Annotated in this window: 12 protein-coding genes; 1 reads left to right on the forward strand and 11 read right to left on the reverse strand. The window is 57.9% G+C overall.

The genetic code is table 11. From position 1 onward, the window contains the following. Positions 1–159: 159 nt before the first annotated feature. The 8 genes from EZJ17_RS03920 to ppx all read right to left on the reverse strand — a co-directional run bounded on the left by EZJ17_RS03920 (position 160) and on the right by ppx (position 7300). Entirely contained in the window at positions 160–756 is a 597-nt protein-coding gene (locus EZJ17_RS03920; protein WP_067439416.1) for an inner membrane-spanning protein YciB, read from the reverse strand. Position 757: 1 nt separating this feature from the next. Then, on the reverse strand, positions 758–1753 hold the full coding sequence (gene mltG / locus EZJ17_RS03925; RefSeq protein ID WP_151086215.1) for an endolytic transglycosylase MltG: 996 nt from the start codon (positions 1751–1753) through the stop codon (positions 758–760). A gap of 149 nt (positions 1754–1902) precedes the next feature. Next, positions 1903–3213, reverse strand: coding sequence for an MFS transporter (locus EZJ17_RS03930; protein WP_067439413.1), 1311 nt, complete (start codon positions 3211–3213; stop codon positions 1903–1905). Further along, positions 3210–3389, reverse strand: coding sequence for a cbb3-type cytochrome oxidase assembly protein CcoS (gene ccoS, locus EZJ17_RS03935; RefSeq protein WP_067444653.1), 180 nt, complete (start codon positions 3387–3389; stop codon positions 3210–3212). The genes EZJ17_RS03930 and ccoS overlap by 4 nt, the downstream gene beginning before the upstream one ends. Next, positions 3389–3700: an HLGFF motif protein gene (locus tag EZJ17_RS03940; RefSeq protein ID WP_067439407.1), complete on the reverse strand. Its 312-nt coding sequence runs from the start codon at positions 3698–3700 to the stop codon at positions 3389–3391. Before EZJ17_RS03940 ends, ccoS begins: the two co-directional genes overlap by 1 nt. Positions 3701–3742: 42 nt before the next feature. Then, entirely contained in the window at positions 3743–4279 is a 537-nt protein-coding gene (locus EZJ17_RS03945) for an NUDIX hydrolase (protein WP_067444657.1), read from the reverse strand. 54 nt (positions 4280–4333) lie between these two features. After that, positions 4334–5524 (reverse strand): lysozyme inhibitor LprI family protein, encoded by a 1191-nt coding sequence (locus EZJ17_RS03950; protein WP_067439401.1) that lies wholly within the window; start codon positions 5522–5524, stop codon positions 4334–4336. 282 nt (positions 5525–5806) lie between these two features. Beyond that, the gene (ppx, locus tag EZJ17_RS03955; protein WP_067439395.1) at positions 5807–7300 is read right to left on the reverse strand and encodes an exopolyphosphatase; all 1494 of its coding nucleotides are present in this window, start codon (positions 7298–7300) and stop codon (positions 5807–5809) included. Between the two features lie 190 nt (positions 7301–7490). Between ppx and EZJ17_RS03960 the strand changes: the two genes are divergently transcribed. Next, entirely contained in the window at positions 7491–8984 is a 1494-nt protein-coding gene (locus EZJ17_RS03960) for a patatin-like phospholipase family protein (protein WP_067439392.1), read from the forward strand. 110 nt (positions 8985–9094) lie between these two features. Here EZJ17_RS03960 and rarD read toward each other — a convergent pair whose 3' ends face one another. The 3 genes from rarD to EZJ17_RS03975 all read right to left on the reverse strand — a co-directional run bounded on the left by rarD (position 9095) and on the right by EZJ17_RS03975 (position 12956). Continuing rightward, on the reverse strand, positions 9095–10045 hold the full coding sequence (gene rarD / locus EZJ17_RS03965; protein WP_231868027.1) for an EamA family transporter RarD: 951 nt from the start codon (positions 10043–10045) through the stop codon (positions 9095–9097). Positions 10046–10265: 220 nt separating this feature from the next. After that, positions 10266–11456 carry a PilT/PilU family type 4a pilus ATPase gene (locus EZJ17_RS03970; protein WP_223417339.1) on the reverse strand — a complete coding sequence of 397 codons (1191 nt, stop codon included), beginning with the start codon at positions 11454–11456 and terminating at the stop codon, positions 10266–10268. Between the two features lie 459 nt (positions 11457–11915). Further along, entirely contained in the window at positions 11916–12956 is a 1041-nt protein-coding gene (locus EZJ17_RS03975) for a type IV pilus twitching motility protein PilT (protein ID WP_049258342.1), read from the reverse strand. Positions 12957–13039 lie beyond the last annotated feature (83 nt).

Genomic DNA, 13039 nt, shown 5'->3' on the forward strand with positions numbered 1-13039 from the left:
TTATCCATAACTAGGGAAAATTAGCGTATCAACTTTTCGGAGAAGGGATTGGGGCATGAGTTTTCCAATGGCGGACAGGGTGTCTTGGCTTTTCAGGTAGCCTTTGGCTGGATAGAGGCTACCTGAAAAATATGCGGGGTTTCAGGCAGCCTTTTGGTTTTAGGGTTTGCTTGGCTGCTCGGGAGGCTCGCTTTCGGCGGGGGCTTGGGCTTCGGTTTTCAGGTGTTTGCGCAATACGAAGGCTTGGGCGGCGAGGAAGATGCCCATCAGGATGAGCTGGCCGTAGCTTTTGAAGTGGATAAACAGGTTTTTGGCCTGCTCGGAGGCGTCGTAGTGGTAGAGGCCGAACCAGTAGTGCAGGGCGGCGAGCAGGAGGAAGAAGGCGGCCCAGGCGTAGGTGAGGCGCTGCCAGCCTTGCGGGCTGAAGCGGAATACGTCTTTGGCTACGGGCTGCATCAGTGGCTTGCCGATGAGGGCGCTTATGGCCAGGGCTAAGGCGAAGCTAAGATTGATGATGGGGGTTTTCCAGCGCAGGTAGAGGTCGTCGCGCAGGAGGATGGTGGCGCCGCAGAAGAGGATGGTGAGCACGAGCACCACCCATTGTTGTTTGGTGAGCCGCCATTTTTGCCGCATAAGGTGGATGCCGTACACGATCAGGGTGGCGGCCAATACGGCGGCTGCGCCGGCCAAGAGGCCGAATTTTTTGGAGGCGATGAAAAAGGCGATGAGGGGGAGGAGGTCGAGCAGGGCGGTCATGTTACGGTCTTTTCAAAATATAGCGGCGGACGTTGGCATTGTGTTCGTCTAAGGTACGGCTGAATTCGCTTTTGCCGGTGTTATCCATGCGGGAGACGAAGTAGAGGTAGTCGGCGCCGCTGGGGTGGGCAGCAGCTTGGAGGGCGGCTTCGCCGGGCAGAGCGATGGGGGTGGGGGGCAGACCGTCGCGGGTGTAGGTGTTGTAGGTGGTGTCGCGCTGGAGGTCGGCGCGGCGGATGCGGCCGTTGTAGGCGCTGCCCATGCCGTAAATCACGGTGGGGTCGGTTTGTAGACGCATGCCTTGGTTGAGGCGGTTGACGAACACGGCGGCCACGTTGGCACGGTCTTCTTCGTGGGCGGTTTCTTTTTCGATGATGCTGGCCATGGTGAGCAGCTCGTAGGGGTTTTTATACGGCAAATTGTCGGCACGGCCGCTCCAGGCGGATTGCAGCTGGCTTTGCATACGGCGGTAGGCGAGGCGGTAGATTTGCAAATCGCTGCTGTCGTAGTCGATTTCATAGCTGTCGGGGAAGAAGCGGCCTTCGGGATGTTGGATGTCGGCATCGGAGGCGATGGCGGCAAGGAGTTGGCGGTCGCTCCAAGATGCAGTGTCGTGGCGGATGTCGGCGGTTTGGTTGATGAGGCGGCGCATTTGGGCAAAACGCATGCCTTCGATGATGCGCACGGTGATGGTGTCGGGGCGACCGTTTTTGAGGTGGCGCAGGATTTGCCAGGAGGAGGCGCGGGGTTGAAGGCGGTAGTTGCCGGGCAGGAGCTGTTTGTGGGTGCCGGTGAGGTAGGCGGCGGCCACGAACACCCAGCGGCTGTAGATGGCATCGTTGGCAGCCAGCGTGCGGCTCACACTGCCAATGCCGCTGCCGCGCTCCACGCGCAGGCGTTGGCTATGGGTGTCTTTGGGGGCGAAGAGGAGGCCGGCAAATAGGGCGGCAGCCAGCAGGATAAGGGCAAGCAGGGAATAGAGGTTTTTTTTCAGCATGGGTTCGGTATGGCCGATTAAAGGGCGGCAGTATAGCCCAGGGCGGGGCGGATGCGAAGCGGTGCGGTTTATTTGGAGGACTGGCAAAGGCTACCTGAAACGGCTTTTTTGTTTTTCAGGTAGCCTTTTTGCGGTTTGCAGGCCGAAGCTTATTCTTCCTCTTTGCCAAACCAGCGTTGCCAGCCTTCGCGGATTGGCGGGGCGATTTTCAGCAGGTACACCAGCACCACAATATTGCCCGCCGCCACGATAAGGTAAAGCAGGTTGATGCTGTCGAACAGCCATAGAAGGATGGCGGAGAGCAGGGCGGCGGCCACCATGAAGAGGCCGTTGATAATGTTATTTGCGGCAATGGCGTGGGCGCGGAATTCTTCGCTGCTGGCGGTTTGCAGCCAGGTATAGAGCGGCACGGAGAAAAAGCCGCCACAGAAGCCGAGCAGCACGATGCAGAGCATCACGGCATAGGCGTCGCCGCGCAACAGGAAGCTGCCGATGCCGCTATATTCGTGGTAGTGCGTGCCGTGCACGAGGGCAACGAGCAGCAGGCCGAATATGGCCATGCCCACCGTGCCCACGGCCACCCAGCCGAGGTTGAGCCGGCGGTGGCTGAGTTTGGCGCACAGCACGGAGCCGCTGCCGATGCCGATGGAAAACAGGGTGAGCATCAGGTTGAACACATTATCGTTGCCGCCCAAGTGCAGTTTGGTGAAGGTGGGCAGCTGGGTGGTGTACACCGCGCCGATAAACCAAAACCAGGAAATGCCGATGATGGCGGCGTAGATTTCGCGGTTGGCAAAGGCTTGTTTTATAATGGCTTTGGAGTTGCGCACAATGTGCCAGTCGATTTTTGCTTCCGGGGTTTTCGGCGCCACACGCGGCATAAACAGGCTGGAGGCGAGGCCGCCGGCAGCAATGATGAGCAGGAAAACGGATACCGTGGTGCCGCCGATACCGGCCAGAATGGTGCCCAAAATCTGGCCGAACAGGATGGCGAGGAAAGTGCCGCCTTCCACCAGGCTGTTGCCCACAATCAGCTCGTGTTCGTCCAAATAATCGGGCAACACGGCGTATTTAAGCGGGCCGAACAGGGTGGAATGCAAGCCCATCAGGAAGATGCAGAGCAGCAACAACAGCAATGATTGCTTGAGAAAGCCCACCGTGGCCAGCAGCATAATCAGCACTTCGGCCACCTTCACCGCCACTGCCATGCGGCTGCGGTCGAATTTGTTGCACAGCTGGCCGGAGAGGGCGGAAAACAGGAAAAAGGGCAACACAAACAACAGCGCGCTCACGTTAATCATTTGTGCCGGTTCGATGAAGCCGTTTTTGCCCAAACCATAAAAGCTGATCATGGTGGCCAGCGCAATTTTGAATAAGTTGTCGTTGAGCGCGCCGAGAAATTGGGTGCCGAACAGCGGGGCAAAGCGGCGCGATACGGCGAATTTAAAGCCTGGGTTCATGGTTTGTCCTGCGGGGATGGGGAGTCGGGATGCACGGAATCGTCGTCCATCAAAATGCGGTGGGCAGGGCCTTCCAAATCGTCAAACTGGCCGTTGTGGCCGGACCACCAGAAGAAATAGCCGATAACGAAGGCCAGCACGATGCTGATGGGAATCAGGATAAACACGCTGTCCATTACAGGTTTCCTTCTAAATCGGTGAGCAGCAGGGTGTGGCCGCCGAGGCGCAGGTATTGCTGGCGGATATCGGCCGCCAGGCCGCCTTCGGCATCATACAGGGCAATGCCCTCGCCATGCGGCTGCCAAACCAGCAGCTGGCCGGCCAGGGCTTCCAATGCGCGGGCAGGCGCGGCATCTTTCGGCGGCAACGCGGCTGCGTGCGCCTGAATCATGGCGCTGCCGGAGATGGGCTCGTCGTCGTTGTCGGCAATGAGCACGAGGAAACCGAGCAGGGTGCCGTTGGGGGTGCTGAGGGTGAATTGGCGCATTTTCAGGTAGCCTTTTATTTCAGGTAGCCTTAGGTGTGTGTGTTATTTGCTGTTGAGCAGCCAATATTGCAGGCCGACCAGGGTTTTGCCGTCTTGAATCTGGTTGTTGATAATGGCTTCGCGCACGGCTTGGCGCGAGAGCAATACGGTTTCGACAAATTCGTCTTGGTCGGGCTGGCGGGCGCTGGTGGGCGTGATGCCTTCGGCGAGGTAGAGATACATTTTCTCGTCGCAGAAGCCGGGGGCGGTGTAGAAGGTATGCAGCAGTCGCACGGATTGGGCGCGGTAGGGGGTTTCTTCTTCCAATTCGCGCGCGGCGCACACGGCCGGGTCTTCGTCGGCATCAAGCTTGCCAGCGGGCAGCTCGAGCAGGGCTTGGCCGGTGGCATAACGCCATTGGCGCACCAACACCACTTCGTCTGCTTCGGTAACGGCCAGCACACAGGCGGCGCCGGGGTGGCGGATAACGATGCGGTAGCCTTGGTTGCCGTTGGGCAGCCGTACGGTGTCGCGGGCGATGGTAACGAATTTGCCGTCGAAAATCGGCTCGGAAGAAAGTTGGGTTTCGGTGAGGTTCATTGCAGTATGGTGAGGCTACCTGAAATTTTCAGGTAGCCTTTCTATGGAAGCAGATCATTGGGAAACGTAGCCGCGCAGTTCTTTGGCCTTGTTGCGGGCCTCGGTGGCGGTACATTCGAGGCGGGCGAGCTGACCGTTGTTGCCGCCGCCGGCCTGTTGGGCGGCTTGGGCACATTTGGCTGCGCTGCTGGCGGCCCAGGATTGGTAGTCTTGACCGATGATGTCTTTCACATCGGCAGGCACGCTTTGCCACACATTACGCAATTCCTGCTGGGCGGCTTGGGCGCGCTGGGTGGCTTCAGTGAGCTGGTTGCCGGTGAAAGCTTCGGCTTCCTGCTTGAGGGCGGGGATACGCTGCTGCAGCTCGCGGGTGTCGCATTCGATACGCAGGGCTTCCTGCTCCAGCGGTTCGGTGGAGTCGGCCGTGCTTTGGTAGGCGCATTGGCTTTCGCGCAGGCGGTTCCATTGGTTTTGGGCATCTTTCAGCTGGGTACGGGCGGCGGCGGGCAGAGCTTGCCAGGCTTTATTGAGTTCGTCGTGTGCCTGTTTGTTTTGAGTGCGCAAGAGCTCAATGCGGGCTTGCAGACGGTTTTGGTCGAGTGTGTTCAGCTCTTGCTGGCGGGTTTCCTCGGCAGCAGATTTCTGGCGGATTTCGGCTACTTGTTTGGCCAAATCGGGGGCGGCGAGGTAGAAAGAGAGAGGCGGTTGTAGGCCGGAGGAAGCTGTTTTGCTGTCTACGTTGATAACGAGTTTGTCGCCGCTGTCAGTTTGGCTGACGGTGTAGCTGAGCGGGCGGATGTAGCCGCCTTGGCCGTCGGGTTTGAGGGTAGGGTCGCCAGCGGTCATCATTTCATTGTATTCGATGCCGTCGCTTTCATTGATTTCCATGTAGTCGGAAATGCTTTGTTTCAGGCGGGCCTGGGCTTCCGGTTTGGGGGCAAAGCGCAAGGTGGCTTCGCAGGCAAGCTGTTTGTTGCCTTCGGAAGCGGCTTGGGTGGTGCGGATGTCGGTGATTTCGAAGCCGAGTTGGTCGAGTGCGGCCTGGATTTCGGCGGCGCCAACCTGTGGGGCAGGTAGTTCGCTGCCGCTGGGCGGGAAGGCTGTGGCCTGAATTTGGGCTTTGAGCTGTTCGAGCGCTTCGGGTGCTTGGCAGCTGAGGGCGGCAGGTTTGGCTTCTTCTTTGCCACAGGCGGCCAGCGAGGCAGCAATCAGGAGGGCGAGGACGGATTTAATCAGGGGTTTCATGTTTGGATTCCTTGATCAGGAGATGGATAGCAGTATTCTAACCCGCCGTAGTGCGCCGTGGCGGGAAATTTTGCTTTTGCAGCTGCGGCTCGCCACGTATGCTGTTGGCAGTCCGCCGCTTGGGAGAAGGAAGCATTGCTTGGCTATCGTTGAGGCCGTAGTTTTTCAGGTAGCCTTTCGATGGCTGGAGGAGGCTACCTGAAACAGGAGGGATCGATTTTTAGGTAGCCCGTGGTTGATGTGGCGGTGGAAGGCTACCTGAAAGTTTGCGTCATACCGTTGCTATTGCAGCAGTAGCCCAAAGCGGATGCCGATCTTGCGCCATTGGGCGGCATCATCGGCCAGTGCGCCGGCAGTGAGGGGGTTGTCTTCCGGCCATTGACGGCTAATGGCGAGGGTGTAGTTTTTGTTTTCGTAGCTCAGTCGGGTGCCTGCGGGCAGGGTGTGTGGCAGGCGGGCGCGGCAGAACAGTACGGCCAGGCGCAGGGCGGCCACGGCAAGCCACATGGTGGGGCTGATAGGCAGCTCGGCCATTTTTTTTAAATCGCCGCGCTGGCCGAGCACCAGGGTGGCGAGGATTTGCTGCTCTTGGCGGGAAAATCCGGGCATGTCGGCTTGCTCGAGGATGTAGGCGGAGTGCTTATGATAGGCAGTGTAGGCAATGTCGGTGCCGATTTCGTGCACGAGGGCGGCCCAGCGCAGGTATTGTTGCCAATAGTGGCGCTCTTTTTCGGATTCGCGTTCGGCGAGCATGTCGAAGAACTGGGCGGCGAGGGTGGCCACGCGTTGGGCTTGGTTTTGGCTGACGTGGTAGCGCTGTTGGAAATGGGCGATGGTTTGCTCACGCATGTCTTCGTTGAGCTGGCGGCCGATGAGGTCGTAGAATACGCCGTCGCGCAGGGCGGCGTCGGTTACGGTCATGCTGTCGATATCGAGCTCGGCAAATACGGCGTTCATCATGGCCAGCCCGCCGGCGAATACTTCGATGCGGTCGGCTTTCATGCCGTCGAATTTGGCTTTTTTGGCGCTGCCGGCTTCAATCAGGCGGGCGGCGATTTTTTGCAGGGCGGCGGGAGTGATGCGGTTGTCTTCGGGATTGGCGGCAGCGATGAGGTCGCGCAGGGTACGGGAGGTGCCGGAAGTGCCCACGGCCAGCTGCCAGCCGGTGCTTTTCAACAGCTTGGCAATGCGTTGGATTTCGCTGCGGGCGGTGTTGACGGCGAGCTTGAAGGATTCGGCGGACACTTTGCCTTTGGGGAAGAAACGCAGGCTGTAGCTTACGCAGCCGAGATTGAGGCTTTCGGTGATATCGGGCTGCAGGCGGCTGCCGATTACGAATTCGGTGGAGCCGCCGCCAATATCAACCACCAGCATCTGCCCGCTGCCTGGCGGTAGGGTGTGGATGACGCCGGTGTAGATGAGGCGGGCTTCTTCGCGCCCGGCGATGATTTCGATGGGGAAGCCCAAGGCAGCTTCGGCGCGGGGCATGAAGGGAGCGATATTTTTGGCCACGCGGAAGGTGTTGGTGGCCACGGCGCGCACCTGCTCGGGCGGAAAGCCGCGCAGGCGCTCGTGGAATTTGGCCAGGCAGGCCAGTGCCCGCTCTTGGGCGGCTTGGTCGAGTTGTTTGTGTTCGTCCAGCCCGGCAGCGAAGCGCACCATATCTTTGATGGAATCAACGATTTGCAGCTGACCATTGTGGTTGGTGCAGATTTGCAGGCGGAAACTGTTGGAGCCGAGGTCTACCGCGGCCAGCATGTTGGCGGGGATGGTCATATTGCTTGTGTTGGATAGAAAGCATGTATCTTACCTTGCGGCGCCTAGTGTGTCATTATGCTGCAGAATTTCAGCTCGCCTCTAGGGGAAGCGGCTTTGCTATAATGCGCTTGAGGCTACCTGAAAATTGGTTTTCTATTTTTCAGGTAGCCTGCGTTATGGCTTAGATTTGAGTGTGAAAGGTTGGTTTATGCGGATTCGTGCGTGCAATGCGGTGCTGAAACGCGGTGCGGCGGCGGTGCTGTTGGCGCTGCTTGGAGCCTGCTCGCTGGTGAACTATCGGCCGGTGGCCACTATTTCCCAGGTGGATACCATGCAGGGCTACCGGCTGGAACAGAGCATCGCACAGCAAAACGACGATGTATTCGTGGTGCTGCTGTTTTCCGGCGGCGGTACGCGTGCAGCGGCTTTGGGCTACGGCGTGCTTGAAGAGCTGGCCAAGCAGCCGGTATATATCGAGGGGCGGGAAAAACCGCTACTCGATAGTGTGGACTTAGTGTACGGCGTGTCCGGCGGCTCGGTGTTGGCTACTTATTATTCGCTCCACGGGCGCGATACCATCCCTGCATTTGAACAGCAATTCTTGAAGCAGAATTTCCAAAAACTGGTGAGCCGGCAAGTGTTTTCGCTGGCCAACCTGCCGCGCCTGACCTCGCCAGAATTCGGGCGCGGCGATTTGCTGCAGGAGCAGTTTGAAGCCACTTTGTTTGGCCACGCCACCTTCGGCGATTTGGCCAGCCGTCGCAAAGGCCCATTTGCCGTGGTGTCGGCCACCGATATGTCGATAGGGCGGCGCTTTGATTTCACGCAAGAATTTTTCGACATGATGTGCCTCAACCTTTCCGATTTGCGCCTGGCTCGCGCCGTGGCCGCCTCCAGTGCCGTGCCCGTGGTGTTCAGCCCGATTACTATTAACAACAACGGCGGCAACTGCGGCTACACTCTGCCGCCGCGCCTGCAAAACGCGCTGGAACACAGCAGCGACGAGCAGCAGCAAGCCCGAACTCGCCGCGAGTTCAGCCAAGAGTTGGCGCTATATCAAGACAGCAAAAACCGTCCTTATGTCCATTTGCTCGATGGCGGACTCACCGACAACCTTGGTTTGCGCGGCCTATTGGAAGCCACTGAAATCTATCCCAGCCAAATTCTGCACCGCCAGCTGGCCAACCAAAACGTGCGCAAAATCATCGTGATCAGCGTAAACGCGCAAAACCAGCTCGACAGTACCATCGACCAAAGTGCCAAAGTGCCCGGCCTCTACGATGTGTTGGGCGCCATCATCAACGTGCCCATCGACCAAAATTCGCAAGAGTCGCTACGCCGCATCCGTGCTGTGGCCGACCAATGGAACAGCCAGGCCGGTAGCCGCCGAGGCCAGCCGATCAGCCTGCATTTCGTGAGCCTAAGCTTGCGCGATTTGCCCGACTCCACCCTGCGCAAAAACGTGCTCAATATTTCCACCAGCTTTTACCTGCCGCGTGAGGACATCAACAACCTGAAAGAAGCCGCCCGCGTGCTGATGCGCCAATCGCCCGAATACGCCCGGGTGCTGGCTGCCTTATCGAAAGAAGCGGGGTCAGAATCAGGGGCGCAAGAAGGCTCGACTGCGCCGGCTCAAGATGCCTGCAAAAACGGCACAGCGGCAACCAGGGCAGATTGTTTGGAGGAAGGTAAGGCAGAGTGAGGATAGTTGGTTAAGCTGGAAGGCTACCTGAAAGATTTCAGGTAGCCTTTTATAGTGGGTGGATATCAAACTAAGCTAGTGTTAGCTTGCTTTATCGTATTGATCAGCTTTCAGGTAGCCTGCTGCTTTTTACGTGCGCCCCACACAAACAGCGCTACGCCCGCCCATACCCACAGATAACCGGCAAATTGCATACGGCTGAACGGCTCGTGAAAGGCAGTGAGTCCGAGTAGGAATTGCAGGCTGGGCGAGAGGTATTGCAGTATGCCGATGGTGGTGAGGCGGATGCGTTGCGCGGCGGCGGCAAACAGCAGCAGCGGAATCATGGTGGCGGCACCGCTGCCGATTACAATGGCCAAGGGCAGGGGCGGCAATTGGGTGAAGACCAGGCTGCCGTGCCAATAATGCCAGCCAAGATACAGGAGGACAAAGGGCAGCAACATCAGTGTTTCCAGCGTGAAGCCGGGCAGGGCTGGCAGCGGGGCAAGTTTACGCAACAGGCCGTATATGCTCCAGCTCACACCGATGCCCAGTGCAATCCAAGGCATCTGCCCGCCCCATGCAGAAAGCCACACCACGCCCACGATGGCTAAAAGAATGGCGCCGATTTGCAATGGGCGCAGGGCTTCGCGCAGAAATAGGCGGCCGCAGAAGATGCTGGCGAGTGGTGCGATGAAGTAGCCTAGGCTGGCTTGCAATACCTGCCGTTGGGTGATGGCGGCCAAATAGAGCAGCCAGTTTGTTGCCAATAAGGTGGAACAGATGGCGAAGGCGGTGAGGGTTTGGCGGCTTTTGACGGCTTGTACGAGCTGGGTGCGGGCGGAAGGCGAGCAGGCCACTGCGCCGATGGCAAGCAGCGATGCCCATACGATACGGTGTGCCATCAGCTGCCCGGCACTGATGGGCTGGCCGACCAGGGGTAGCCAGTAGAGCGGGAAAAAGCCCCAAATCAGGTAGCAGCCGATGACGCAGTAGAGGCCGCGGCGGTATTCGGTGGAGTGGGTGGTATTCATGATGTGTTGGCGGATGGTGTAGGGGCTACCTGAAAGTTTTGGTTGCAAGGGTGGCCGCAGTTAAATGATTGTATTTTTTCAGTATGGGTGCACGCTGCTGTGCTATTTGTACTCATCAACTCGCCATCTGGTATGAAATAGTAGGTATTTAGCGAGAAAATGCAAGGTATTAAGACAGTCTGCCTGTTGATATGAAAACGGTAGAGGCTACCTGAAAATCCGTCTGGTGTTTTTCAGGTAGCCTCTATCAGCCTCTGGTTTGGGCTGCTTACATCAGGTTCAAATCGTTTACGCGTTCGAAGATATGCGTGCTTTCGCGGCCTTCTTCGTAGAGCTTGATGCGCAGGCGCAAGTCGTTGGCAGATTCTGCCTGGCGCAGGGCTTCGTCGTAGTCGATTTCGTTGTTGATGTAGAGGCGGAACAAGTCTTGGTCGAAGGTTTGCATGCCGTCGTCTTCAGCACGTTCCATCAGCTCGCGAGCTTCAAGCAGCTGGTTTTTGAACACGTGGTCCTGCATCGCAGGGGTGTTAATCAGCAAGTCGATGATGGCGTTTCGGCCTTTACCGCCTTTTTTTAGCACCAAACGCTGGCCGATAATGGCCACCAAGTTCAATGCCAAGTCCATCAGAATTTGCGGATGCCGCTCTTCCGGATACAAGTTCATAATACGCTCAACGGTTTGGCTGGCGTTGGTGGCGTGGATGGTGAAGAAGCACAAGTGACCGGTTTGCGCCAGTTGCAGGGCATATTCCATGGAGTGTTCGTTACGCACCTCACCCACGCAGACTACGTCGGGCGCCTGACGCATGGCGCTTTGTACGGCCGCACCCCAGCTGTGGGTGTCGAGGCCGACTTCGCGCTGGGTGATGATGCTCTTGATCGGGCTGTGGATATACTCGATCGGGTCTTCGATGGTTACGATGTGGCCGGCGGAGTGTTTGTTGCGCCAGTCAAGCATCGCGGCCTGCGAAGTGGATTTACCGGAACCGGTGGGACCGGCCAGAATAATCAGGCCGCGCTTGCGCATGGAGAGCTCTTTGAGCACTTGCGGCAGGCGCAGGTCGTCGATGGTGAGGATGTTGGTGGTAATGCGGCGCATTACCAAGCCGATGCGGCCTTGTTCATGGTAGGCATTCACACGGAAACGGATGCCGTTTTGCGATTGCAGGGAATAGTTCAGCTCCCACTCCACCGGGAATTTGGCTTTTTGCTCGTCGTTAAAGGTGGAGTAAACGATTTGTGCGGCTTCGTCTTCGGTGAGCGGTTTCACCGGAATCGGTACCAGTGTGCCGTCGATTTTGAACGAAGGCGGGAAGTTGCTGCTGATGAAGATATCAGAAGCGTTGCGCTTGAGCGACTCATCGGCCATTTTTTCCAGCAGCGGGTGCAGTTTGGCGCGCTCACGGGTTAAGTGCTGGTTCGGTCCATGACCGACAGGCTGTGCCGGCGCGGCATGCAGCGGCGGATGGCTAGACACGGCTGGTGCGGGACGGGCGGTAGGCTGCTGCGGGGCAGTCTGAGCCAGAGTCGGTTTGGCTGGGGTCTGCATTGGTTGGGCGGCATGGGGTGCAAGGGCTGCTGCGTATTTAGATTTAAGTTGCGGCTGCGGTTGTGCTGCTTGCGGCTGCACTGGTTGGGCAGGCGGCGTAATGGGCTGTGCCACGAAACCTGGTTCAATCAATTCCGGTTTGCCGAATGTGCTTTCGGGCAAATCGGGCAGCGGCGGAATATCGAGTGTACCAGTGGCCAGCTGGCTTTCCATGGAAGCCAAATTGCCATTCGGCATCATGGCGGCAGTAACAGGAGTGGGTTCGGGCGGTAGGTCGTCGCGTTGGTTGGCCATTTCGGAGAGCAGCTCGGCCAAGTTTTGTTTGTGCTGATCGTTTGACATGATGTTTTCCCTTGTACGATTGTCGGTTTAGACGAGTTGGTCGGGGTTCTGCGCTTTGGCGCGGGCGGCATCGATACTGATAATGCCGCGTTTGAGCAGGGCCTGCAGGGATTGGTCGAGCGTCTGCATACCGTGTGCTTGGCCGGTTTGCAGGGCAGAACCGATTTGGGCGATTTTGTTTTCGCGGATCAGGTTGCGCACGGCGGCGGTGGAAATCAGGATTTCGTGCGCGGCCACGCGGCCTTTGCCGTCTTTGGTTTTGAGCAGGGTTTGCGAAATCACGGCGCGCAGTGATTCGGAAAGCATGGAACGCACCATCTCTTTTTCGCCGGCGGGGAACACGTCGATAATACGGTCCACGGTTTTGGCTGCACCGGTGGTATGCAGGGTGGCGAATACTAGGTGGCCGGTTTCGGCGGCGGTGAGCGCCAAACCGATGGTTTCCGGGTCGCGCATCTCACCCACCAGGATGATATCCGGGTCTTCACGCAGTGCGGAGCGCAGAGCGTTGGCGAAGCTGTGGGTGTGTTGGTGCAGTTCGCGTTGGTTCACCAAGCATTGTTTACTCTGGTGCACAAACTCGATCGGGTCTTCGATAGTGAGGATGTGGTGGTGATGGTTTTCGTTGATGTAGTTGATCATCGCAGCCAGGGTGGTGGATTTACCGGAACCGGTAGGGCCGGTTACCAGCACCAGGCCGCGCGGTTGGTCGGAAATTTTTTGGAACACTTTGGGCGCGTTCAACTCTTCCAGCGTGAGTACTTTGCTGGGAATGGTACGGAATACGGCAGCCGGGCCGCGTTCGGTGTTGAATGCGTTCACACGGAAACGGGCGATGTTGGGCAGCTCGAAGGAAAAGTCGGTTTCCAGCCGTTGTTGGTAGTCTTTACGCTGGTGGTCGTTCATGATGGAAGCGATCATGTTGCCCACTTCTTCGGCGCTCATTTCCGGCAGGTTGATGCGGCGCACGTCGCCGTGCACGCGGATCATCGGCGGCAGGCCAGCGGAGAGGTGCAAGTCGGATGCTTTGTTTTTCACGCTGAACGCGAGTAGGTCGGTAATCTGCATGGCGTTTGAAACTCCCTTTTCAGTAATTTTTTTGCAGTTTTGCTAAAAACAGTTCATTGTAAATACAGATGGCGGGATAAATA

This window comes from Eikenella exigua, from assembly GCF_008805035.1.
Classification (GTDB): Bacteria; Pseudomonadota; Gammaproteobacteria; order Burkholderiales; family Neisseriaceae; genus Eikenella; species Eikenella exigua.

Bases quoted from the DNA above. Each gene is read 5' to 3' on its own strand.
- EZJ17_RS03920 (WP_067439416.1), bottom strand. From the start codon at position 756: ATGACCGCCCTGCTCGACCTCCTCCCCCTCATCGCCTTTTTCATCGCC.
- mltG (WP_151086215.1), bottom strand. From the start codon at position 1,753: ATGCTGAAAAAAAACCTCTATTCCCTGCTTGCCCTTATCCTGCTGGCT.
- EZJ17_RS03975 (WP_049258342.1), bottom strand. From the start codon at position 12,956: ATGCAGATTACCGACCTACTCGCGTTCAGCGTGAAAAACAAAGCATCC.
- ccoS (WP_067444653.1), bottom strand. From the start codon at position 3,389: ATGGACAGCGTGTTTATCCTGATTCCCATCAGCATCGTGCTGGCCTTC.
- EZJ17_RS03945 (WP_067444657.1), bottom strand. From the start codon at position 4,279: ATGAACCTCACCGAAACCCAACTTTCTTCCGAGCCGATTTTCGACGGC.
- EZJ17_RS03950 (WP_067439401.1), bottom strand. From the start codon at position 5,524: ATGAAACCCCTGATTAAATCCGTCCTCGCCCTCCTGATTGCTGCCTCG.
- EZJ17_RS03930 (WP_067439413.1), bottom strand. From the start codon at position 3,213: ATGAACCCAGGCTTTAAATTCGCCGTATCGCGCCGCTTTGCCCCGCTG.
- EZJ17_RS03940 (WP_067439407.1), bottom strand. From the start codon at position 3,700: ATGCGCCAATTCACCCTCAGCACCCCCAACGGCACCCTGCTCGGTTTC.
- ppx (WP_067439395.1), bottom strand. From the start codon at position 7,300: ATGACCATCCCCGCCAACATGCTGGCCGCGGTAGACCTCGGCTCCAAC.
- EZJ17_RS03960 (WP_067439392.1), top strand. From the start codon at position 7,491: ATGCGGATTCGTGCGTGCAATGCGGTGCTGAAACGCGGTGCGGCGGCG.